The organism is Devosia yakushimensis (assembly GCF_030159855.1).
Lineage (GTDB): Bacteria > Pseudomonadota > Alphaproteobacteria > Rhizobiales > Devosiaceae > Devosia > Devosia yakushimensis.
Genome location: NZ_BSNG01000001.1, coordinates 1,979,015 through 2,000,710, shown reverse-complemented (window position 1 = coordinate 2,000,710; position 21,696 = coordinate 1,979,015). Strand labels below are relative to the sequence as shown.

Genomic DNA, 21,696 nt, shown 5'->3' with positions numbered 1-21,696 from the left:
CGTGCGGCTGTTTTGTGCATCGCCGCGTAATGCCAAAAAAATACCACTTACCATCTTCACTGCTCTGGCGTGCCAATACCGGCAGCGTTTCCTGGAATTGGTAGGGATTTATCCCGTTATGCCCGGCCAATCCACACCGGGACTCATTTTTGGCTTGGTGAATGGTATTTTATTGGTATCTTACGTCGGGCGAAGCGATAGCGTCTTATGCGGGGGAGCCGTGGCTGACCTGACCAATAGTCTGTTTTTCGAGGGCCCGGTGGTTTTGCCCACTGGTGGTCCGCTCTATCTCCAACTCAAGCGCTGGATCGAGGATGCCATCAACAAGGGCGTCATCAGCCCAGGCGATGCGCTGCCCTCCGAGCGTGACCTGGCGCTCAAGGTCGATGTGTCGCGTGTCACCGTGCGCAAGGCCGTCCTCCAGCTGGTCCAGGATGGAATTCTGGTGCAGCGCCATGGCTCGGGCACGTTCGTTGCTCCCCAGCCGCAGCGGGTCGAGCAATCGCTGTCCCAGCTCACCTCCTTCACCGAGGATATGGCCCGGCGCGGCATGGCGGTGCGCTCCGAATGGCTCGATCGCGGCCTTTACCTTCCCTCGCCGGAGGAAACCGTGATTCTCGGCCTGTCACCCGGCGAGCACGTGTCGCGCATTTCCCGCCTTCGCCTCACCGGCGATACGCCCCTTGCCATCGAGCGGGCCAGCCTTTCCGCCCGCGTACTGCCCGATCCGCAGGTGGTCACGGATTCGCTCTACAGGCTGCTGGAGCGGTCCGGTAACCGGCCCATCCGCGCCATCCAGCGCATCCGGGCGGCCAATCTGGGCATTGAGGATGCTGATCTGCTGCAGGTGCCGGTTGGCTCCGCAAGCCTCAATATCGAGCGCACATCCTATCTGGCGTCCGGCCGGGTTATCGAGTTCACCCGCTCCATCTATCGGGGCGATACCTATGACTTCGTCGCCGAATTGCGTATCGGGGACACGCCGTCGAGTGGAGGCCCCAAGCCATGACGTCCAGCAACCAGACCCATATGCGCCGTGAGATCGACGAGATTCCGGGCGCGGTGGCAAACTTCCTCGACAAGAGCGCGCCGGTGATAGCCGAAGCCGCGCTTGCCTTGCGGAGCAGCGATCCCTCCCTGGTCGCCACAGTGGCCCGTGGTTCCTCCGACCACGCCTCCACTTATTTGAAATACGCCATCGAGCTGACCCTTGGACTGCCCGTGGCATCCATCGGGCCCTCGATCGCTTCAATCTATAATAAGCAGCTGCGGCTCGACCGCGCCGTGACCATCGCGATTTCCCAATCCGGCAAGAGCCCCGACATTGTCGGCATGGCTCAATCCGCCAAGCGCGGTGGCGCCACCACCATCGCCATCACCAATACGGCCGGTTCGCCCTTGGCCGAAAGCGCCGATTTCACCATTGATCTGCATGCCGGCCTCGAAAAGTCGGTTGCCGCCACCAAGACGTTCGCCACCTCGATCGTGGCGGGGCTGGCCCTGCTAGCCGAGTGGAGCGACGACGCGGACCTGTCTCGCGCCGTCCACGCCTTGCCGGAGTCCCTGGCGGCCGCGGTCGCCTGCGATTGGTCTGAACTGATCGGTGCGCTCGATGGCCACAATGCGCTCTATGTTCTGGGACGTGGACCCGGTTGGGCCATCGCCAATGAAGCAGCTCTCAAGTTCAAGGAAACCTGCGGCGTGCAGGCCGAGTCCTATAGCTCCGCCGAAGTCATGCATGGCCCGGTCTCCATCGTAACGCCCGGCTATCCCGTGCTGGCGCTGGCCGCCCGCGACGCGGCAGAGCCCTCGGTTGCCGAAATGGCCCATAAGTTGGCGGGGCAGGGTGCCCTGGCTTTCCTCACCAGCGACCGCCCGGGTCCCGCCACGCGCCTGCCCTTCGCGCCCACCGGCCATCCCATCACCGATCCTCTCGCCCTCATCGTCTCCTTCTATGGTTTCGTCGAGGCCCTGGCGCGCCATCGCGGCCTCAACCCCGATGAGCCACGCCTGCTCAAAAAGGTCACCGAAACGGTATGAGCGACCTCCTCGCGGTAACCGGCGCCCGCATCTTCGACGGCTACGACTGGCAGGATGATGCCGCCTTGCTGATTGAATTCGGCCAGGTCAGCGGTATCGTCCAGGCGGGCGCGGTGCCCGCCAATGCGGAAAGAGTGCAGCTTGCCGGCGGCATGCTCGTGCCCGGCTTCATCGACCTGCAGGTCAATGGCGGCGGCGGCATATTGTTCAACAATGCGCCCACGGTCGAAAGCATCCGCACTATCTGCGCCGTCCACGCCCAGTTTGGCACGACGGCGCTGCTGCCGACGCTGATCACCGATACCGTCGAGGTCAATATTCAGGCCATCGCCGCAGGCGAGGCTGCGGCCAAGCAAGGCGTTCCGGGTTTTCTCGGACTGCATCTCGAAGGTCCCCACCTCTCGGTGGCGCGCAAGGGGACGCATGATCCGGCCCTGATCCGCCCGATGGACGAGGACGATTTGGCCCGCCTGCTGGCCGCCCGCCAGCATCTGCCCAATCTGCTGTGCACCGTCGCGGCGGAAACGGTTACTCCGGCGCAGATTGCGGCGCTGTCCGATGCCGGCATCATTGTCAGTATCGGGCATTCCGACGCGTCTGCCGATGACGCCGCTGCCGCTTTCGCTTCCGGCGCCAGCATGGCCACCCATCTCTTCAACGCCATGAGCCAGTTGGGCAATCGCGAGCCTGGCGTCGTGGGTGCCGTGCTCGGTCACGATACGGTCTTTGCGGGCCTGATTGCCGATGGCATCCACGTCCATCCCGGCTCCATCGACATTGCCCTGCGCGCCAAATCCGGTCCCGGCCGCATTTTTCTCGTCACCGACGCCATGTCGCAGACCGGTACTGACATCAAGACACTGACGCTCAACGGCCGCACCATTACCCGCGCCGATGGCGCCCTGCGCCTCGCCGATGGCACCCTGGCCGGCGCCGATCTCGACATGATCGACGCGGTGGAATTCATGCATAGCCGTATCGGCCTGGCGCTTGAGGAGGCGCTGCGCATGGCCTCGCTCTATCCGGCACAAGCAATGAATCTCGCTGCTGATCACGGCCATCTGCGACCCGGCGCGATAGCCAGTTTCGTCCATCTCGATACCGGCCGTAGGGTACTCTCCACCTGGATTGCCGGCCGCGAGGTTTACCAGGCAGGGCGGGGCTAGCCGCGTCCGATATAGGGCATGGTCGTCGCCATCACGGTCATGAACTGCACGTTGGCGCCGAGCGGCAGGCCGCTCATGTAAAGCAATGCGTCCACCACATGGGCCACATCGAATGTCGGCTCGGGCATGATTGTGCCATTGGCCTGCAGCGATCCCGAGTTCATCTGGCTGGTCATGTCGGTCGCCGCATTGCCAATATCAATCTGCCCGCAAGCGATGTTGAAAGCTCGCCCATCCAGCGAGATCGCCTTGGTCAGCCCGGTAATGGCGTGCTTGGACGTGGTATAGCTCGCCGCGCCCGGCCGGGGGGCATGGGCTGAGATGGAGCCGTTATTGATAATCCGGCCGCCCTGCGGGTCCTGATCCCGCATCGCGCGAAACGCCTCGCGCGCGACATAAAAAGCGCCGTTGAGATTGGTATCGATCATTTCGCGCCAGGTCGGAACATCGATATCGCCGAAGGGAAGGGCAGGAGCAAACCGTCCCGCATTGTTGAAGACGACATCGATGCGCGGATGCTGTGTCCTCAGCCCCGTAAAGAAATGTGCCACTTGCGCTGGGTCCGTCACATCGCAGGCCGCCCAATAGGCATCGGTCTCCGCCGCAACCGCCTGGAGCGCCTCGGCGCGCCGCCCGCAAATGGCCACCTGGTAGCCCGCTCTGGCAAAGCCGATAGCCGCCGCTCGCCCGATTCCTGAGCCGCCTCCGGTAATTACTGCCACTTTGCCTTGCTGTGTCATGCTTTGTCCCTCGTATCCCGGCGGTGTGCCCGCTGCCCTAATGCTTTCGGATTCCCGGCACATTTCCGCCACTTCATTGCGGCGGCCTTATGGGCGCTTTCCAGTGCCGGCAGAAAGTGTCGCGCTGCCCGAAAGCCGCGTTACCTCCCGTTAACCCCTTAGAAACATAGAAAATTTAACCCCGGATTCACCCGGATTAATGAGTGATTACCGTCTGTGTGCTGAATCTGCAACATCAGGGGTGCAACCATATTGTGGCGGGCCCAAAACCGGCTTTGTTCGATTGCGTCGGAAATTTGCATGCGTAGAGTGGGTCTTGCGAATCCATGCATGGGATCGTTTGTCGGTCGCAACGCGACGGCAACACACTGCACCACGATAGTGTGGTCGCGTTTCGGCAAACGCTGGGTAACCGGCACCAAGAATGACTGACTTTGGAGGTCAAATAATGAAACTCAAGAGCCTTATCCTCGGTTCTATTGCCGCTGCTGGTCTCTCGACCGCTGGCTATGCAGCCGATCTGGGCGTGCTGACGTCGCTGGACGTCTGCGACTCGCTCGGCATCTCGGGCCTGACGATCTCGTCGGACACCAACTGCCTGCAGATCTCGGGCGGCGTGAAGTATGAATTCTACTGGGGCGACTACAAGGATGAGCCGACCCTCGGCGTTGTTGGTCTGACCGACAGCATCCTCGGCAACGGTGGCCCGATCAACATCATCGGCGCTGGCACCGATCCCGTCACCGGCGGTGAGCTGGATTGGCGTTCGAAGACTTCCGCTTGGCTGAAGTTTGTTGGTTCGGCCGACAGTGATTTCGGTACCGCCAAGGCTGTGTTGAAGTTGCAGCTCAATGATCGCTATGACGTTCGGAACGAAGGTGCTGTCGTTGCGCACGGCGACAACCTGAACGAAGACGCTAGCAAGCTGATCGACGAAGCCTACGTTTCGGTTGGCGACACGACCGTCCTGATGGCCGGTAAGAAGAGCACCATTGGTAACTTTGGCGACTCGCAGCCCTTCAACTTCCTGCGTACCTTTGGCTACAACGAAGTTGACAACGGCATCCTGCTTGAAGGCGACGAAGACGGCTTTGGCGGTCACGTCATCCAGGTCGTTTCCGATCTCGGCAACGGCGTGTCGGTTGGTGTTGGCCTTGAAAATCTCGACGGCAGCTGGGGCGTGTCTTATGATCTCGACGGTGACGGTGTTACCGACGCGGTCACCACTCCGACGCAGCTCGCCGGCACTCTCGTTGGCGTTGTTAGCTATGCTGGCGAAAACCTCACAGCGCACCTGACCGGTTTCACCGGTGGTATCCTTGATGGCGAAGCCGATTTCTACGGCATCCATGCTGGCGCAACCGGCACCTTCGAGCAGTTCAAGGTCCGTGCGGCCCTTGGTTATCTCCAGAACGAGTTCCTTGACGACTCCAAGCTCCACGCGCTGGTCTCGGCAGAAGCCGGCTTCGATATGTTCACCGTCGCCCTGTCGGGTGAATATGTTGATGCTTATGGCCGTGAAGGCTACGGTCTGGGTGGCTCGGTTGGCTTTGCTGTCACCGAAGGCATCAAGATCAACCTCGGCAGCCGCTGGTTCCACTCCGACGCCTTCGGTGCTGCCGGCGAGCGTGATGTTGTTCAGGTTGCGGCTCAGCTCGTTGCTGCCGTCACCGAAACCATCGAAGTCACCGGTGAAGTTGGTGGCTACTTCGGTTCTGGTGTCGAAAACTCCGACGACTACGCTTGGGGTCTGGGCGCTGGTACCGACAGCGTTGGCTACGGTGCTCTGGGTCTGAAGTGGGCTCCTGGCGGCGGCTTCACTTCGAGCCTGAAGGGCGAAGTGACCACCGAAAGCGCCTACAAGGTGTCGTTCACTGCCGAGAAGACCTTCGACTAATCGTCGATCCTTCTTATGGATTGGGAAAGGCCCGGCTCCGCCGGGCCTTTCTTTTTTCAACAGCGACGTAGCAATCCTCCCGCAAAGTCAGTCCGCGAAATCTGGAACCTCCGTTTCGTCCGGCCCCTCCCAACAGCGATTCGGTGTATGACCGGCATCAACGATCCAGGCGCTGCTGTCGCTCACGCTTCCGCCTTTGAAACCAATGGCTTAGCGCGTGCATTTTCATTCCAAATGCCGATGGAAATATTCTAGTTTGGACAGCAATTGCGGACGTCTTCTTGGAATTGGCATGACCAAAAATTTCTTCAAATGGCATGCGTCAGGGCTGACCATGGCTCTGGCGGCGACGGCCATTTGTTTCGCCGGCCCAAACGCCATCGCCAAAGATGCGCTCGCAGGGCAGGGGAGCCCTCGAAATGCGCCCGCCTCGACAATGCTGTTGGCCCAAGCCCAGCCCGGCGGCAGCATCATCACCCTCGATGCGCCCCGGATTACTGATTATTGGATGAGCGCCACGCTACAGCCGGGCGGCGTCATCGTTTTTGACGGTTATGTGCCAGACGATGCCACACGTCAGGCCCTGCGGCAGTTTCAGGGCGCGGATATTTCCTGGCTCAAACTGGGAAGCGGCGCGCCCCAGCACTACCGCCCGGCGGTGGATTTTGGCCTTTCGGTTCTCGCTCGCCTCGACGAAGGGCGCTTCGCGCTGCGCCAAAATGTCATGACCATCAGTGGCATAGCGCGCAGCAGCGCCGAATATCAGGCACTGCGCAACGATCTTTCCACCCGGGTGCCGCAAGGCCTCGTTCTCGCCCAGAGCGAGATTGCTCCGCCATATGCCGCCGACTTTGCCTGGATGGCGACCAAGTCCGCCGATGGCACGATTCTGCTGTCAGGCGCGGTACCCAGCCCCGATGACGAGGCCGCCTTGCTGGCCAAGGCGGGATCAGCGGCACGCACCGGCATGACCTATGCTTCCGGCGCCCCAAATGGCTTTGGTGGCTCGGCCCAAACAGGCTTGGCCCTGTTGCAGCACATGACGGAAGGCAAAGTCAGTCTCTCCGGCGCCGCCTGGACCCTCACGGGCACCGCAAGTTCCGCTGCCGACAAGGCCGCCATCGAAACGGAATTTGCCACGCGGCAATTGGCGGCGGCCGGCTGGTCCATGGCCATTGGCGAGCCCCTGGCTGCGCCGCCACCGGCGCCTTATCTCTGGTCCGCCCAGAAAGCCGCCGACGGAACCATCACCCTGACTGGATTGGTGCCCACTGATGCCCTCAAGCGGTTCCTCGCTGTGCGGGCAGGGGACAACGCCGTGGACCGTACGGAACTCGACCCCGCCGCGCCCGCCGGCTTTGTCGAAGACGCCGTCGCGGCCGTCGACGCGCTGGCGGCCTTGAGTGAAGGTAGCGCCATGTTCGACGGAACGGCATGGCGCATCGAGGGGCGGGCGCGTGACAGCAATGGCGGCGATATCGTTGCTCAGGCTCTGGCCACGGCCACGACGCCCGCTGATCGATGGGCCCTTGCCCTTGCGGAGCCGGCACCTAACGTTGTCGAAGCCGAAACTACCACCAATCCTGAACCTCAGCCCGCAACTATCGATCCGGCCTATACTTTTTCTGCCACCCGTGCCGAGGGCCGAACCGTTCTGGGCGGGCAGGTTCCCACCGATGCGGATCTACAGACGCTCGCGAACCAGGCGGATAGCTCCATCGATGCGCTTTCCGTGGCGCCGGGCGCTCCCGCCGATTTTGTCGCCAATGCTAAGCTTGGCCTGCAGCAATTGGCGCGGTTGAGTGATGGAAGCTTGAAATATGCGGCTGGCGTCTGGGTCCTGTCCGGCACAGCGCCCGACAGCGTCACCGGCGATGCCATCAAAGCGGCCGTCGCTGCAGCGGGCATTCCCGCCGAATGGACGGTCACGGTAGCGGTCCCCGAACCCGTTGCGCCTCCGGCTGTCGCTGCGGCTCCCTCCACGCCACCACCCGGCTTCGCCAACTGCGCCACCACCCTGGCTGATTTCTCCGCCCGCAATGCCATTCTCTACCAATCGGGCGCGGCCGTTATCACTGCCGAGTCCGAACCCGCGCTCGATGAATTGGCCGTTGATCTGGCGGCCTGCCCCGATGCCGTCGTTCACATCGAAGGCCATACCGATGCCGATGGTGACGAGGCGTCCAATCTCGCCCTGTCCGTGGCCCGGGCCGAGGCCGTTATCGATGCCCTGGTCACCCGCGGCGTCAATCCGGCCCGGCTCTATGCCCTGGGCTACGGCGAATCCAGCCCCATCGCCGATAACGAAACCCCCGCCGGCAAACGTCTCAATCGGCGCATCGTGGTGACAGTGCTCGACGAGCACTTCTAGGCTGAGCGATAGGCGAAAAAGCAGACTTCCCTCCCCTCTGGGGGAGGGCAAGGGGCGAGGCCCTCGGCCGGGTCAGGAAACTGAATGCCGATTGCGCCTAGGCGGCTCGTCCCAACGCTGCCTTGCTGGTGCGTATGACGAATTCCGCCACCGCCTCAATCTCCTCGCGCTGATCGAAAAGAGCCGGGGAGCCTTGCCCGGCAATGGTGAGCGCAACGGCGTCCGGGCGGCGGCGGCGCATCTCGTCAAAGGTCTCGCGGCGCAATTGATCGGTCAGCTGGGTGCGCAGCAGCATGAGCGGCGCACAGCTCAGCGCGTCGAAAAGTGGCCACTGCGCAATGAGCACGTCGTCGAAATTGATGTTGCCCAGCGCATCGATGAGCCGCGGATCATAAAGCGGCCGTGCCCTGCCGCGCCGGTCGATCATATGGCTGCGCCCCATCAGCGCATCGAGCCTCGCCTCGGGCAACCCCGGATAATCCCCGCCCAGCATCCGGCGGAATCCGGCGGTAACGAACTTGCTGCCGCGCAGGCTTTCCACGTGCTGAATATTGTTTCGCAGTCGCACAATGCCGCGCGAATCCGCCACCGGCCCGGAGTCCAGCAATACTGTACCGGCGACCAGCAGCGGATGGTCCATGGCCAGGGCCATCGCCACCTGTCCGCCATGGCCTTGCCCCAGGATCACCGCCTGTTCGATGCCTAGTGCCGGCAGCAGGGCGGCGACATCCCGCGCATCGGCCAGCGATCCATAATGTTCCGCCTTCGCGCGGTCGTCCGAGCGCCCGCGACCCGGCAGGTCCAGCAGTACGACGGGCCAATTGCCCCCGCCCATGCGTTGAAAATAGGCGGCGAATTCAGTGAAGTCGCTCATATTGCGCTGGTAACCGGGGATGCACACCACCGGCAGCCGCCGGCCCGAGAGCCGACCGGAAACGTGAACGGCCGCTCGCAAATGTCCCGCCGGCAGGCTGATCCGGGTTACCGGCAGCGGCGCGAAAGCGGGATGGTCGTCGGGAATTGTGCGTCTGGGGGCCATGGCCATCATTTAGGGAAGGGTGGGCAGTGGTCTCAAGCGAAATCGGCGCCTGTCACCGGATTGTCCGCAGCGCCTGCTGCAGCGTTAGCCCGCCATCCCCCAGCCGCTCGCGATAGACCAGATAATTGCCCAGCACCCGCTGAACATATTTCCGCGTCTCCTGGAACGGGATCAGTTCAACCCAGATCACCGGATCGACATTGTCGGCCCGTGGATCGCCATAGGCGGCAATCCACTTATTGGCATTGCCCGGCCCCGCATTATAGGCCGCTGCCGCCAGTACCAGCGAGCCATCATAGCGCTCGAGCTGCGTGCCCAGATAAGTCGAGCCCAGCAAAGCATTATAGGCGGCGTCGCTCACCAGCCGGCTGGGCGAATAATCGACCCCCACCTTGCCGGCCACTTCCTTGGCCGTTCCCGGCATGAGCTGCATCAGCCCGCGTGCTCCCGCCGACGAGATCGCGTCGATTTGGAACCGCGATTCCTGCCGGGCAATGGCATAGACGGCCGCCCGGTCCGCGGCCAGCTGCGCGTCACCGGGCAGTCCATCCTTGGGAAAGCTGAACAGGTCGAGCGGAATACCCAGTTTGTCTGCCGTCTCGGCGATCGAGATGGCCACATTATGAGCCCCGATCTCCTGCGCCAGCCGCGCCGCCAGCAGCAGCTCGCCGCCGCTCTTGAGGCCCTCGCCATAGTGCTGCAACAGCGGAACGGCCAAGCTCTGCTTGCCATTTGCCGCCAAAAGACGAATGGCGCGCACGATTTGGTTGCTGTTGAACAGGCTTTCGCTGTCCTGCCAGCCGGGCAGGGGGCGCATGTCGACCCCCTTATGCCCCAGCTCCGCCCGCGCCAATTGCCCATAGTAAACCGTGCCATAGCGCGCCGCGGTTTCGTACGCAGCCTTTGCCGCCGCCTCGTCACCCAGCTTTTGATTGGCCCGCGCCAGCCAGTAATTGGCCTGCGTAATCGTGTCTGGCAGCGTTGCCAGGGCCTTCTGCGCGGTGAAATGCGCCTTGGCCGCCGAAGGGTCGTTAAGGAACGACAAGGCAATCCAGCCGGCATGAAACTGCGCCTCGACCACGCGGCCATCCGGGCCTTTGGTGTAGCCAGCGGCCGCTTGATAGGCGAGTTTGGGCTGCCCCATATTGAGCAATTGGCGGACCAGCGTGCGCCGCTCATACCACCACTCGGCCGCATCGGGCAGCTCGGCCGGCGCCTTGTTGAGCCAGTCGACGGCGCTCTGCCACAGCTCGAACTGCCGCGCCCGCTGCGCCCGCGAAAATATGAAGACCGGGTTGGACTGCATTGATGGGTCGACACTGTCGAGCTGCTTTTTGGCATCCGCATCGTTGCGTGACACTGCTGCCCGCGCCACCACCAGCGATTTTTGCGCATCGCTCAGAAAGCCCAGCAAGCGCTCGCTGCCCCGCGCGCGATCGTGCATCATCAGATGCATCGCCCGCGCCCAATGCGCATCGCGATCAAGCAGGGTCCCGAGCTTGTCCAGCACCACCTTTTCCTGCTCTTCGGTCAGGAAATTGTCGACCCAGATGCTCCGGGCGATGTGGGCCGCCCGCTCTTTCTGCCCCTCCGCCAGATAGGCGGATGCAAGCATCACCTGGGCGTCGATCGTATTGGGTGTGGCTCCGCCCAGTGCCGCTATGACGTCGCTATCGCCTGGTTCCGCCTTGATCAGCGCCTGTTCAATCCGCGTACGATAAATGGCGCTGGAGGCAAAGTCGGGCGCGTCGGCCGCAAAGCGCTGGACTGTGTGATAGTCGATCTTGCCGGGATTGAAATAGATCGCCGCCCATTGCACTACCCGCCGCTCCACGGCATCGGGCAAGGCCCGCGCCGCCTGGTATGCGCCAGCCGGATCATCTTCGCCCAACAGATCGAGCGCTGCGCGAAAGGCTGCCGACCCCCTGGTGTCGGCTGCAGGCGCGACGGCTCCATCACCGATCGAGCCGGTTACCACCGGGTCGACGATGTCATTAGCCACGATTACATCGGTCACGGGGGCTGTACTCAGAACACCCAGCGCCGCTGCAATGAGGCCCGCTCGAAAGCCGTGTCTCATCTGCCGTCCTGCTGCAACACTCAATCGTCCGGCAGGAACCCCCATCCCTGCGGTTAACCCGAGGTTACCCTTGCTTGGGTAAACATGAAGTTGCCGCGCCGATGCAGGTCATGTCGCTGCCGCCTTGTGATGACATCCAATAAAAACTATGGTGCGCCACTCAAATCAGCCGTCACCATGCGGCTATGACACCCCGCCACGGCCGAACTGTGGCATCCATCAAACCGAGGAATACCAGGCAAATGCTCAGAGGATCGATTACGGCACTCATCACCCCCTTCGTCAATGGGGCCGTGGATGAGAAAGCCTTCTCGAGCTTTGTGGATTGGCAGATTGCCGAGGGCACGCACGGCCTGGTTCCTGTCGGCACCACGGGCGAAAGCCCCACTGTCAGCCACGAGGAACACCGTCGGGTGGTGGAGATCTGTGTCGAGGTCGCCAATAAGCGCGTCCCGGTGATTGCGGGCGCCGGCTCCAATTCCACGGCTGAAGCTGTTTCGCTGGCCCGTTTTGCCGAAGAAACCGGCGCCGACGCGGTACTCTCCGTTGTGCCCTATTACAACCGACCCAACCAGGAAGGCTTGTTTCAGCATTTCTCGGCCGTGGCCAGCGCCGTGGGCATTCCGGTCATTCTCTATAGCGTGCCGGGCCGCACCGTGGTTGATCTTACCGTCGACACCATCGCGCGCCTTGCAGAGGCGCATGATAATATCATCGGCGTGAAGGACGCGACCGCCGATATGGGCCGCGCCAGCCTGCAGCGGGTCAAACTCGGTCCCGATTTCATCCTGCTTTCGGGCGAAGACATGACCGCCCTCGGCTTCAATGCCCATGGCGGCCATGGTTGCATCTCGGTCACCTCCAATGTGGCGCCGCGCCTCTGTGCCCAGATGCAGGAACTGTCGCTGGCCGGTGACTTCAAGGGGGCACTCGCCATTCAGGACAAGCTGGCTCTCCTGCACAAGAATCTCTTCCTCGAGCCCAATCCCACCGCAGTCAAATATGCCGCCAACCGGCTCAACCTTTGCGCCAATGAGCTGCGCTTGCCTCTTGTCCCCGTTTCCAAGGCAACCGAAGAGGCGGTGGACTTTGCATTGGCGCATGCAGGTCTTATCTAAGCTTTTATGGCCAGCAAGAACGACAAATCCAAGAACGGTGTGATCAGCCACGGCCTCGTGGCTGAAAACCGTCGCGCGCGTTACGACTACGAAATCATCGACACCCTCGAGGCGGGCATCGTGCTCAGCGGCACCGAGGTCAAATCGTTGCGCCTGGGCAAGGCGCAGATCACCGAATCCTACGCTTCCCCCGAAAAGGGCGAGCTTTGGCTGATCAATGCCCACATCCCCGAATATCTGCAGGCCAACCGCTTCAATCACGAAGAAAAGCGTCCGCGGAAGCTCCTGGTGTCGCGCAAGCAATTGGCCCGCCTCGACAGCGAAGTCTCCCGCGCCGGCAATACCATCGTGCCGCTCAAGCTCTTCTTCAACGACCAGGGCCGCGCCAAGCTGCTGATCGGCCTAGGCAAGGGCAAGAAGAACTATGACAAGCGCGAAACCGAGCGCAATCGCGACTGGAATCGCGACAAATCCCGTATCATGAAGGAAGGCGGGCGGGGCTGAACGCTCGCGGTCCTACGGAGACGTCAGCGCCTCCGCTGCCGCATGGCTTGCCCGTAAGATTTCGGCGACGTCGCTTGGCGTATCGTCCTTCAACAGGAAATCCACCTGGTAGAAAATGCCATTGGCCAGTGAGGCGCTGTGGCGGCAGTCCAGCGCCCAGCCCGGCTCGCTGGTCGGCGAGCAACTGGCAGCCAGGCGGCTCCCGGCATGGAGCGTTTCGACATAGGTCCAGCCCGGTTGATCATAAGTCTGGATCTCTCCCTCCGTATCGGCAGCGGAAAGACCGGCAGGGCGCAGCATCTGCGTTCCCACCCCGGCAACACTGCCCGATCGAAGCACCATCTGCACAATCTGTGCTGGGTCACTGCCCCGGCGGCTCTCGCAGGCCCGGATCAGAAACGTATCGCCGCTGCACTCTTCCGCGGCCAGGTAGAACAGGTACCGGAGTTGAACCACCGGCAAGACGCCCGGATTCTTCTCAAAAAAGCTCTCGCGGCGTTTGCTTATTTCGGGATCGGCGTTGAATCCCATCGGCACGATTTGCCCGCCGACGTCAAAATCCAACACCAGATAGTCAACGATCGGCACCGATATGGGGAGCTGGTTTATCGTCACCGCCAGCTCTGCGGCAATCGTTCCGGCGCCTGATGCTGGCACCAGCAAAAGTGCCCCGAGCAGGGCGGCTATGCTGCGGCGAAAATGGAGCAGTCTTTGCAATGTCGGCGGCTCTCGCTAAAATCAACCAACCCCGAAAATCTATCTAGGGCAGAACTGTTGCGTTTTCATGCCCTTTCATCGGGTCTCGCCTTGGCGGCACTGCTGGTCACGACAAGTTGGGCCCGGGCGCATCCGCATATCTTTGTGGACGCTGAAGTCGCTGTTACATTCGATAATGCCGGCAATGTGGCAGCCATCGAACACCACTGGTCCTTCGACAGGGCGTTTTCCGCCTGGCAGATTCAGGGCCTCGACACAAATGGCGACGGCGCTTTCAGTAGTGACGAACTGTCGTCGCTGACGCGTGCCAGCATGCAGGATCTGACCCAGCACGAGTTCTACACCTTTGCCGGGGAGGGGGCTCACGATCTCTCCTTCGCGCCTGGGCCGGACAGCCGGATGTCCTATACCGGAGGGCGGGTGGTTCTGAACTTCAGCGTCAACCCCACGCGGCCCTACCGCATCGGCAACGAACTCGAAATCGCCATCTACGATCCGGAATACTATATCGCGCTCGGGCTCGACGACATCGCGGCGGTGACCCTGATAAATGCTCCTACCGGCTGCAGTGCCAGTCTGCGGCCGCCCAAGGAGCTGCCATCCGAGCTCGTCGATCAGCTCAATGCGCTTCCCGCGCAGGTAACCAAGCTGCCGCCCGAACTCGCTGCTGTCTTGCGCGGCATGCAGGGCGCCATAGTCGTTCGATGCGATGAGAACGCACCGCCAAATACCGATTTTGACCGGGTTCCGGTGGGCCTGCCATTTGGCCGGCCGGCGCACTAGTCCACGCAGCGCGCTACTCTTCTTCGGCCGGTGCCTCTACTACCGGCGTCACCGCAGGTCGCGTGCTAGGCGGGCGCCCAACGGTCTTGGCCAGCTCGGCAACGTCGAGGAAGAAGTCGGCCTGACGCCGCAAGTCATCCGAGATCATCGGGGTAGAGGTAGTCAGGGTCGAAACCACCGTCACCCGCTTGCCCTTGCGTTGCAGCGCCGCCACCAGCGCGGTGAAGTCGCCATCGCCTGAGAACAGAACCATGTGGTCGTAATAGGGGGCCAGCTCCAGCGCGTCGACGCAGAGCTCGATGTCCATATTACCCTTGATCTTGCGGCGGCCGGCGGCATCGGTGAATTCCTTGGCCGGCTTGGTCACCACCGTAAAGCCGTTATAGTCCAGCCAATCTATCAACGGGCGGATTGAGGAATATTCCTGATCCTCGACCAGCGCGGTATAGTAATTGGCGCGCAGTAAATAGGCCTTGGAGCTGAATTCGGCTAGGAGCCGCCGATAGTCTATATCCACGCCGACGGCTTTGGATGTTGCATAGAGATTTGCGCCGTCGATGAACAATACGATCTTCTCGCGCGGATCAATGGGCATGATGAACTCCTGTACCCGGCAGCAAGCTGCGAAAATCAGTAGCGCCCGTCTTGGGGGCAAAAAGATGTTAATTAAATTCCGCGGCCAAACTTATCTTTGAACTGCTTTCGCATGTTTCACCACGCCCATGCAAGCATTCTGCGGTCACGCTTGCGCCACTGGCATCGGCACTCTGCCCACGCACAAGCGCGTGCAAACCTTGTATCCTGATAACCTCTCGTGTATGGGAGGCGTTCATTCCATAAGTTTTGGAGACGTTCGTGGCCCGCGTCACCGTTGAAGACTGCATTGAAAAGATCGAGAACCGCTTCGATCTCGTCCTCATGGCTGCGCATCGTGCGCGCATGATTTCCTCCGGCGCTCAGATCACCGTAGCCCGCGATAACGACAAGAATCCGGTCGTTGCCCTGCGTGAAATCGGCGACGGCGCCATTTCGCCGGAAGACCTGCGTGAAGACCTGATCCATTCGCTGCAGAAATATGTCGAGGTCGACGAGCCCGAGCAGCATGCTGCCCCGCTTATCGAGAGCAATGGCGACGACGACTCGATCAATTTCGACACCATCAGTGAAGAAGAATTGCTGCGCGGCATCGAAAGCCTGGCGCCGCCGGAACGTCGCGACGATTGATCTGGCTTCAAGCTATCGTATAGGAGAGGGCGTTCGGATCACCGGGCGCCCTTTTCATTTTCATTACAACCGCTAAGCTCCCCATGCGGGTGAGGCGACTACAGTCATGATGCGTCAGTATGAGCTCGTCGAGCGCGTTCAGGCCTACAACCCGAACGCCGATGAGCAGCTTTTGAACAAGGCCTATGTCTATGCCATGCAGAAGCATGGCTCGCAAAAACGCGCGTCCGGCGATCCCTATTTCAATCACCCGCTTGAAGTCGCCGCTATCCTGACCGAGCTCAAGCTCGACGATGCCTCCATCGCCGTGGGCCTGCTGCACGACACGATCGAGGATACCGACGCCACCCGCGCCGAGATCGACCAGCTCTTCGGCTCGGAAATCGGCGCCATTGTCGATGGCCTCACCAAGATCGAGCGGCTCAATCTCGTGTCACGCGAGGAAGCCCAGGCCGAAAACCTGCGCAAGCTCCTGCTCGCCATCAGCCAGGATGTTCGCGTCCTCCTGGTGAAGCTCGCCGATCGCCTGCACAATATGCGCACCCTGCAATACATGCCGCCCGAAAAGCGCACCCGTATTGCCCAGGAGACCATGGATATCTATGCCCCGCTCGCCGGCCGCATGGGTATGCAGGATATGCGCAATGAGCTGGAAGACATCTCCTTCAAGATTCTCCAGCCCGAGCACTACAACGCCATTACCGAGCGTCTCAACGAGATGCAGGCCGAATATCGCGAGACGATTTCGACCATTTCCACTGAGCTGAGCGAGCGCCTGGCCGCCGAAGGCATTGCCGCCCGCGTCAAGGCGCGCGTCAAATCGCCTTATTCGATTTTCTCCAAGATCGAGCGCAAGTCGATTGCGCTGGAACAGCTCTCCGACATGATCGGCTTCCGCGTCATCGTGAACTCCATCGAGGAGTGCTACCACACGGTGGGCGTTGTCCATACCAAGTGGAAGGTCGTGCCCGGACGCTTCAAGGACTATATTTCGGTCCCCAAGCACAACGACTACCAATCCATTCACACCACCATTGTCGGCCCCGGCCGCCAGCGTGCGGAGCTGCAAATCCGCACCGAGGAAATGGACCGCATCGCCGAATTCGGCATCGCGGCCCACGCCCTCTACAAGGATGGCGCCTCGGCCGATATGGGCCGTATCGAGATCGAGTCCCAGGCCTATGGCTCGCTCCGACAGACCATCGGCCACCTGACCCAGGGCCTCTCGACCGAAGATTTCGTCGAATATACCAAGCTGGAGCTGTTCCAGGATCAGGTGTTCTGCTTCACTCCGCGCGGGCGCCTCATCGCCCTGCCGCGCGGCGCGACGCCCATCGATTTCGCCTATGCCCTGCATACCGATATCGGCGATACCTGCGTCGGCGCCAAGATCAACGGCGCCATCCTGCCGCTGGTCACCCAGCTGCGCAGCGGCGACGAAGTCGAGATCATCCGCGACCAGAACCACCTCCCGCCCGCCAACTGGATCGGTATTGCCGCAACCGGCAAGGCCCGCGCCGCCATTCGCCGCGCCGTGCGCCACGCCGCCTCTCAGCGCGCCTTTGCCCTGGGCGAGCACGTCCTCAAGATGATGCTCGAGCGCGAAGGCGTCATGCTCGATGACAGCGAAGCAAAGGCGCTGGCCGAAGCGCTCGGCTCCCCATCCAAGCGCGATCTGCTGATCGCCGTGGGCGAGGGCAAGATCGGCTCCGAGCCCCTGGCCGCCGAACTCGCCCGCATCAAGGGCCTCCGCAAGCGCCGCCGCAAGCTCGATCTGCCCGTGGCCGACACGGCAGATGGCTGGTTCGCCCTGCGCGCCACCGATCTGTTCCGCTTCCGCGTGCCGGGCGGCCAGCGTTCCGGCCACCGCGCCAAGGCGGCTTTGGCCCAGCTCGATTTCCATATGCCCGTCACCATTTCGGGGGAGGGGGTCGTGCCCGGCGATCGGCTCGTGGGTATTCTCCAGCCCGATGCGCCCATGCTGGTCTATCCCATCCATTCCGATGCGCTGATGAACCTGCATGACAGTGACGTCGCCTGGGTCGATGTGCGCTGGAATCTATCTGGCAAGGAAGACCTCTATCCCACGGTCATTTCGATGGAATCGGTCAATCGCCCCGGCTCTCTGGCGCAGATTTCCTCGGCCATCGCGGCCTGCGATGCCAATATCAACAATCTGGTCATGCGGATGATTTCGCCCGATTTTCACCAGATGATCTTCGAAATCGAAGTGCGCGACCTTGCGCAACTGACCGATGTTCTGGCAACGCTCAAGCGCAGCCCGGGCCTTTCCTCCGTCCAGCGCGCGGGCATGCGGGAAGCCAGCATGATTTCGACGCTGGAATGGGACGGTAGTGTCGACCGGAGAAATGACGATGACTAAGGATGAAGTGCTGGCGATCTTCCGCGAATGTGGCGCCATGCTCGAGGGCCATTTCATCCTGTCCTCGGGCTTGCGTTCACCCATCTTCCTGCAAAAGGCTCGCGTCTTCCAATATCCGCACCAGACCGAAAAGCTCTGCAAGGCACTGGCCGCCAAGATCCATGCCGAAGGCTTCGGCTCTGCCACCAAGATCGTTTCGCCCGCCATTGGCGGCATCATCCCCGGCTACGAAACGGCCCGCCACATGAACCTGCCCGCCCTCTATACCGAGCGCGTCGAAGGCAAGTTCGAGCTGCGCCGCGGCTTCGAAATCGCCCCGGATGACAAGGTCATCGTGGTCGAAGACATCGTCTCCACGGGCCTCTCCATCCGCGAATGCGTCGAGGCCCTGCGCAATATCGGCGCCAATGTCATTGCCGCTGCCTGCCTCATCGACCGCTCCGGCGGGGAAGCCGATGTCGGCGTGCCGCTGGTCAAGCTCATCGATTTCAAAGTCCCCGCTTACCCCGCCGACCAACTCCCCCCCGAGCTCGCCGCGCTCCCCGCCGTAAAACCCGGCAGCCGCGGCATTCAGGGGGTGAAGTGAGTAGGCCAAAAAAATGATCATCGGCCTGGGCTCGGACCTTATTCAAATCCACCGCGTTGCGCAGACTCTGGAAAAATACGGCGAGCGCTTCACCCATCGCTGCTTCACCGAGATCGAGCGCCGTAAGTCTGATCGCCGCGCCATGCGCGCCGCGTCCTACGCCAAGCGTTTCGCCGCCAAGGAGGCCTGCTCCAAGGCCCTGGGTACTGGCCTTAGTTTCGGCGTTTATTGGCGCGACATGGGCGTGGTGAACCTGCCATCGGGCAAACCGACCATGCATTTGACCAATGGGGCGGCCAAGGCATTGGCCCGTCTTGTCCCGCCCGGACATGTTCCCCACATCCACCTCACCATCACCGATGACGCCGGGCTTGCTCAAGCCTTCGTCATTATCGAGGCGCTGCCGGCCAACTCCGTTGACCCGGTGGAAACAAACGCCTAACGCTTCGGCACCGCATTTCCGGGGAAGTCCATGAGCCAGCCCGCCGACAAAACCACCAAGAAATCCGCCGCCAGCGAATGGTGGGAAACCATTGTGGTCGTCGTCGAGGCGCTGCTGATCGCCATTGTGCTGCGCTCTTTTCTCTATCAGCCCTTTTCCATCCCCACGGCCTCAATGCAGCAGACGCTGATGATCGGCGACTATTTCGTCGCCAACAAATTCGTCTGGGGCTATGGCAAGCATTCCTTCTCGCTGGGCCGCTACGGCGATTTCAGCCTGCTCGATTTCGAGCTGCCGATCTCCAACCGCATCTTTGGCCGCGAGCCCAATCGTGGTGACGTCGCCGTGTTCCGTCCGGTGCCGCAGAATATCGAATATATCAAGCGCGTCGTCGGCCTGCCGGGCGATCGCATCCAGATGAAGGAAGGCCGGCTCTACATTAACGGCACCATGGTCGAACGCGAAAAGCTCGGCACGGCCCAAGACACCGATAGCGAAGGCGATACCCGCGAGGTCACTGTCTATCGCGAGACTTTCCCCGAGGGCACTACCCACATCATCCAGGAAATTTCCGACAACGCCTCGCTCGACAATACCCAGGAATATGTCGTTCCCGCCGGCCATTATTTCATGATGGGCGACAATCGCGACCGCTCCGCCGATAGCCGCGTGCTGAGCCAGGTCGGCTATGTTCCTGCCGTCAACCTGATCGCCAAGGCCGAAGCCCGCTTCTTCTCCATCAAGGACAATCTGCCACCCTGGCAGATCTGGCAGTGGCCAGCCAATGTGCGGTGGGATCGGATGTTCCAGTCCGTCTCCAGCGATCAGCCGTACGACACCACGGCTGCACCGTGAGTCGAGGCGCGCGTAGTCATGAAAAGCTCCAGTTCCGGCTAGGCTACCGCTTTGCCGATCCGGATTTGCTCGACCGCGCGCTGACCCATTCCAGCGCCATTTCGCCTGCCAAACGCATTGAGCGCTCCTATCAGCGCCTCGAATTCCTCGGTGATCGTGTCCTGGGCCTTGCCGTGGCCGACATGCTTTATCGCCGCTATCCCAAGGCCAATGAGGGCGAGCTGAGCCGCACCCTCAATACCCTGGTGCGCAAGGAAACCTGCGCCATCATCGCCCGCCAGCTCGATCTGGGCCGCGAAATGAACCTGGGCGACAGTGAAGCGCGTACCGGCGGCGCCGAGAAGGATGCCATTCTGGGCGACGTCACCGAAGCGGTCATCGGCGCCATCTATTGCGATGGCGGCCTCGAAAAGGCCTACGAATTCGTCGAGCGCATGTTCGAGGAATTTTTGGTCGATGGTTCCGCCAACAAGGCCGATGCCAAGACTACGCTCCAGGAATGGGCGCAGGCCCGTGGCCTCGAGCCGCCCACCTATATCCAGACCGAACGCACCGGTCCCGACCACGCCCCCCAATTCACCATCTCCGTCTCTCTGGGTGATTATGAAACGCTGAGCGCCACCGGCCCTTCCAAGAAGATTGCCGAACACAAGGCTGCCGAGCTGTTCCTCATCCACCAGAAAGTCTGGAAGGAGCCTGTATGACCACACTCCCCGAACTCACCGACACATCCTGTGGCTTCATCGCCCTTGTCGGCGCCCCCAATGCGGGCAAATCGACCCTGCTCAATTCTCTGGTTGGCACCAAGGTCTCCATCGTCACCCACAAGGCTCAGACCACGCGCAGCCAGGTCCGTGGCGTGGTGACGCTCGATAAGGCCCAGCTCGTTTTCATCGACACGCCCGGCATTTTCGCGCCCAAGCGTCGGCTCGACCGCGCCATGGTCGAAAGCGCCTGGGGCGGGGCAGGGGATGCCGATCTGGTCGCCTTTATCGTTGATGCCGAAAGGGGGATAACCCCCGATCTTGAATCGCTGATTGAAGGGCTGGCCAATATCAACCACCCCAAAATCCTGATCCTGAACAAGATCGACACCATCAAGAACGAGGCCCTGCTGGCCCTGTCGCAGACCCTCAACGAAAAGCTGCGCTTTGAGGCCACTTTCATGATCTCGGCCCTCAAGGGCTATGGCGTGCAGGACTTCATGGATTGGTGCGTCAAGCACATCCCGCCTGGTCCCTGGCACTTCCCCGAAGATCACCTGACCGATCTCACCATGGCCATCACCGCCGCCGAGATCACGCGCGAAAAGCTGTTCCTGCGCGTCCATGACGAGATTCCCTATAACTGCACGGTCGAAACCGAGAGCTTCAAGATCCAGAAGGACGGCTCCTACAAGATCGACCAGGTCGTCTACGTCACCCGCGACAGCCACAAGAAAATCGTCCTCGGCGCCGGCGGCCAGACCATCAAGGCCATCGGCGCCGAATCCCGCAAGGAACTGATGGAGATGTACGAGGTGCCAATCCACCTCTTCCTCTTCGTCAAAGTCCGCGAAAAATGGGGTGACGACCCCGAACGCTACCGCGAAATGGGGCTCGAATACCCCCACGGCAAGGGCTAGCCGCCCTTCTTCCCCTCTCCCCTTGAGGGAGAGGGACGGCATTTCTGCGTTCAGCAGAAATGACAGGGTGAGGGGTTCTGCGCCATCCCATGCTTCCATGCCGCTGATGGCACAGAACCCCTCATCC

At 61.6% G+C, this 21,696-nt stretch carries 20 protein-coding genes; 15 read left to right on the top strand and 5 right to left on the bottom strand.

Annotation, left to right across the window (positions count from 1 at the left end):
• Nucleotides 1–220 precede the first annotated feature (220 nt).
• Genes QQL79_RS09830 through nagA form a run of 3 tightly spaced genes read left to right on the top strand, consistent with a single transcriptional unit; the run spans nucleotide 221 to nucleotide 3,206 of the window.
• Nucleotides 221–1,009 (top strand): GntR family transcriptional regulator, encoded by a 789-nt coding sequence (locus QQL79_RS09830; protein WP_284390285.1) that lies wholly within the window; start codon nucleotides 221–223, stop codon nucleotides 1,007–1,009.
• Complete coding sequence (locus tag QQL79_RS09825; RefSeq protein ID WP_284390282.1) at nucleotides 1,006–2,040, top strand: SIS domain-containing protein; 1,035 nt, start codon at nucleotides 1,006–1,008, stop codon at nucleotides 2,038–2,040. Before QQL79_RS09830 ends, QQL79_RS09825 begins: the two co-directional genes overlap by 4 nt.
• Nucleotides 2,037–3,206: an N-acetylglucosamine-6-phosphate deacetylase gene (nagA, locus tag QQL79_RS09820; protein WP_284390280.1), complete on the top strand. Its 1,170-nt coding sequence runs from the start codon at nucleotides 2,037–2,039 to the stop codon at nucleotides 3,204–3,206. The genes QQL79_RS09825 and nagA overlap by 4 nt, the downstream gene beginning before the upstream one ends.
• Here nagA and QQL79_RS09815 read toward each other — a convergent pair.
• Entirely contained in the window at nucleotides 3,203–3,946 is a 744-nt protein-coding gene (locus QQL79_RS09815; protein ID WP_284390278.1) for an SDR family oxidoreductase, read from the bottom strand. The genes nagA and QQL79_RS09815 overlap by 4 nt on opposite strands.
• A gap of 448 nt (nucleotides 3,947–4,394) precedes the next feature.
• Here QQL79_RS09815 and QQL79_RS09810 point away from each other — a divergent pair, with 448 nt between their 5' ends.
• Together QQL79_RS09810 and QQL79_RS09805 are read left to right on the top strand one after the other, a co-directional pair.
• Complete coding sequence (locus QQL79_RS09810) at nucleotides 4,395–5,843, top strand: hypothetical protein (protein ID WP_284390276.1); 1,449 nt, start codon at nucleotides 4,395–4,397, stop codon at nucleotides 5,841–5,843.
• Nucleotides 5,844–6,135: 292 nt separating this feature from the next.
• Entirely contained in the window at nucleotides 6,136–8,214 is a 2,079-nt protein-coding gene (locus QQL79_RS09805; protein WP_284390274.1) for an OmpA family protein, read from the top strand.
• Between the two features lie 97 nt (nucleotides 8,215–8,311).
• On the opposite strand, the gene QQL79_RS09800 is transcribed toward QQL79_RS09805, so the two are convergent.
• Both QQL79_RS09800 and QQL79_RS09795 read right to left on the bottom strand, forming a co-directional pair.
• Nucleotides 8,312–9,253 carry an alpha/beta fold hydrolase gene (locus tag QQL79_RS09800; RefSeq protein WP_284390272.1) on the bottom strand — a complete coding sequence of 314 codons (942 nt, stop codon included), beginning with the start codon at nucleotides 9,251–9,253 and terminating at the stop codon, nucleotides 8,312–8,314.
• 52 nt (nucleotides 9,254–9,305) lie between these two features.
• Nucleotides 9,306–11,270, bottom strand: a complete 1,965-nt coding sequence (locus QQL79_RS09795; protein WP_284390269.1) for a lytic transglycosylase domain-containing protein — start codon at nucleotides 11,268–11,270, stop codon at nucleotides 9,306–9,308.
• A gap of 305 nt (nucleotides 11,271–11,575) precedes the next feature.
• On the opposite strand from QQL79_RS09795, the gene dapA reads away from it, so the two are divergent.
• Entirely contained in the window at nucleotides 11,576–12,451 is an 876-nt protein-coding gene (dapA, locus tag QQL79_RS09790; protein WP_284390267.1) for a 4-hydroxy-tetrahydrodipicolinate synthase, read from the top strand.
• A 6-nt stretch (nucleotides 12,452–12,457) separates the two neighbouring features.
• Nucleotides 12,458–12,955, top strand: coding sequence for an SsrA-binding protein SmpB (smpB, locus tag QQL79_RS09785; protein ID WP_284390265.1), 498 nt, complete (start codon nucleotides 12,458–12,460; stop codon nucleotides 12,953–12,955).
• Between the two features lie 12 nt (nucleotides 12,956–12,967).
• Here the strand turns inward: smpB and QQL79_RS09780 are convergent, their stop codons facing one another.
• Nucleotides 12,968–13,672: a hypothetical protein gene (locus tag QQL79_RS09780; protein ID WP_284390263.1), complete on the bottom strand. Its 705-nt coding sequence runs from the start codon at nucleotides 13,670–13,672 to the stop codon at nucleotides 12,968–12,970.
• A 57-nt stretch (nucleotides 13,673–13,729) separates the two neighbouring features.
• Between QQL79_RS09780 and QQL79_RS09775 the strand changes: the two genes are divergently transcribed.
• On the top strand, nucleotides 13,730–14,455 hold the full coding sequence (locus tag QQL79_RS09775) for a DUF1007 family protein (RefSeq protein ID WP_284390261.1): 726 nt from the start codon (nucleotides 13,730–13,732) through the stop codon (nucleotides 14,453–14,455).
• 13 nt (nucleotides 14,456–14,468) lie between these two features.
• Here QQL79_RS09775 and QQL79_RS09770 read toward each other — a convergent pair whose 3' ends face one another.
• Nucleotides 14,469–15,050, bottom strand: a complete 582-nt coding sequence (locus QQL79_RS09770) for a LabA-like NYN domain-containing protein (protein ID WP_284390259.1) — start codon at nucleotides 15,048–15,050, stop codon at nucleotides 14,469–14,471.
• Between the two features lie 260 nt (nucleotides 15,051–15,310).
• Here QQL79_RS09770 and rpoZ point away from each other — a divergent pair, with 260 nt between their 5' ends.
• The 7 genes from rpoZ (at nucleotide 15,311) to era (ending at nucleotide 21,569) form a co-directional block, all read left to right on the top strand.
• Nucleotides 15,311–15,679, top strand: a complete 369-nt coding sequence (gene rpoZ, locus QQL79_RS09765; RefSeq protein ID WP_284390257.1) for a DNA-directed RNA polymerase subunit omega — start codon at nucleotides 15,311–15,313, stop codon at nucleotides 15,677–15,679.
• 106 nt (nucleotides 15,680–15,785) lie between these two features.
• Nucleotides 15,786–18,062 (top strand): RelA/SpoT family protein, encoded by a 2,277-nt coding sequence (locus QQL79_RS09760; RefSeq protein WP_284390255.1) that lies wholly within the window; start codon nucleotides 15,786–15,788, stop codon nucleotides 18,060–18,062.
• Complete coding sequence (gene pyrE, locus QQL79_RS09755) at nucleotides 18,055–18,648, top strand: orotate phosphoribosyltransferase (protein ID WP_284390253.1); 594 nt, start codon at nucleotides 18,055–18,057, stop codon at nucleotides 18,646–18,648. The genes QQL79_RS09760 and pyrE overlap by 8 nt, the downstream gene beginning before the upstream one ends.
• Before the next feature lie 13 nt (nucleotides 18,649–18,661).
• A complete protein-coding gene (acpS, locus tag QQL79_RS09750) occupies nucleotides 18,662–19,090 on the top strand; it encodes a holo-ACP synthase (RefSeq protein WP_284390251.1) in 429 nt (142 codons plus the stop codon).
• 30 nt (nucleotides 19,091–19,120) lie between these two features.
• A complete protein-coding gene (lepB, locus tag QQL79_RS09745; protein ID WP_284390249.1) occupies nucleotides 19,121–19,945 on the top strand; it encodes a signal peptidase I in 825 nt (274 codons plus the stop codon).
• Nucleotides 19,942–20,649, top strand: coding sequence for a ribonuclease III (rnc, locus tag QQL79_RS09740; RefSeq protein ID WP_284390247.1), 708 nt, complete (start codon nucleotides 19,942–19,944; stop codon nucleotides 20,647–20,649). The genes lepB and rnc overlap by 4 nt, the downstream gene beginning before the upstream one ends.
• Nucleotides 20,646–21,569: a GTPase Era gene (era, locus tag QQL79_RS09735; protein WP_284390245.1), complete on the top strand. Its 924-nt coding sequence runs from the start codon at nucleotides 20,646–20,648 to the stop codon at nucleotides 21,567–21,569. Before rnc ends, era begins: the two co-directional genes overlap by 4 nt.
• Nucleotides 21,570–21,696: the final 127 nt, after the last annotated feature.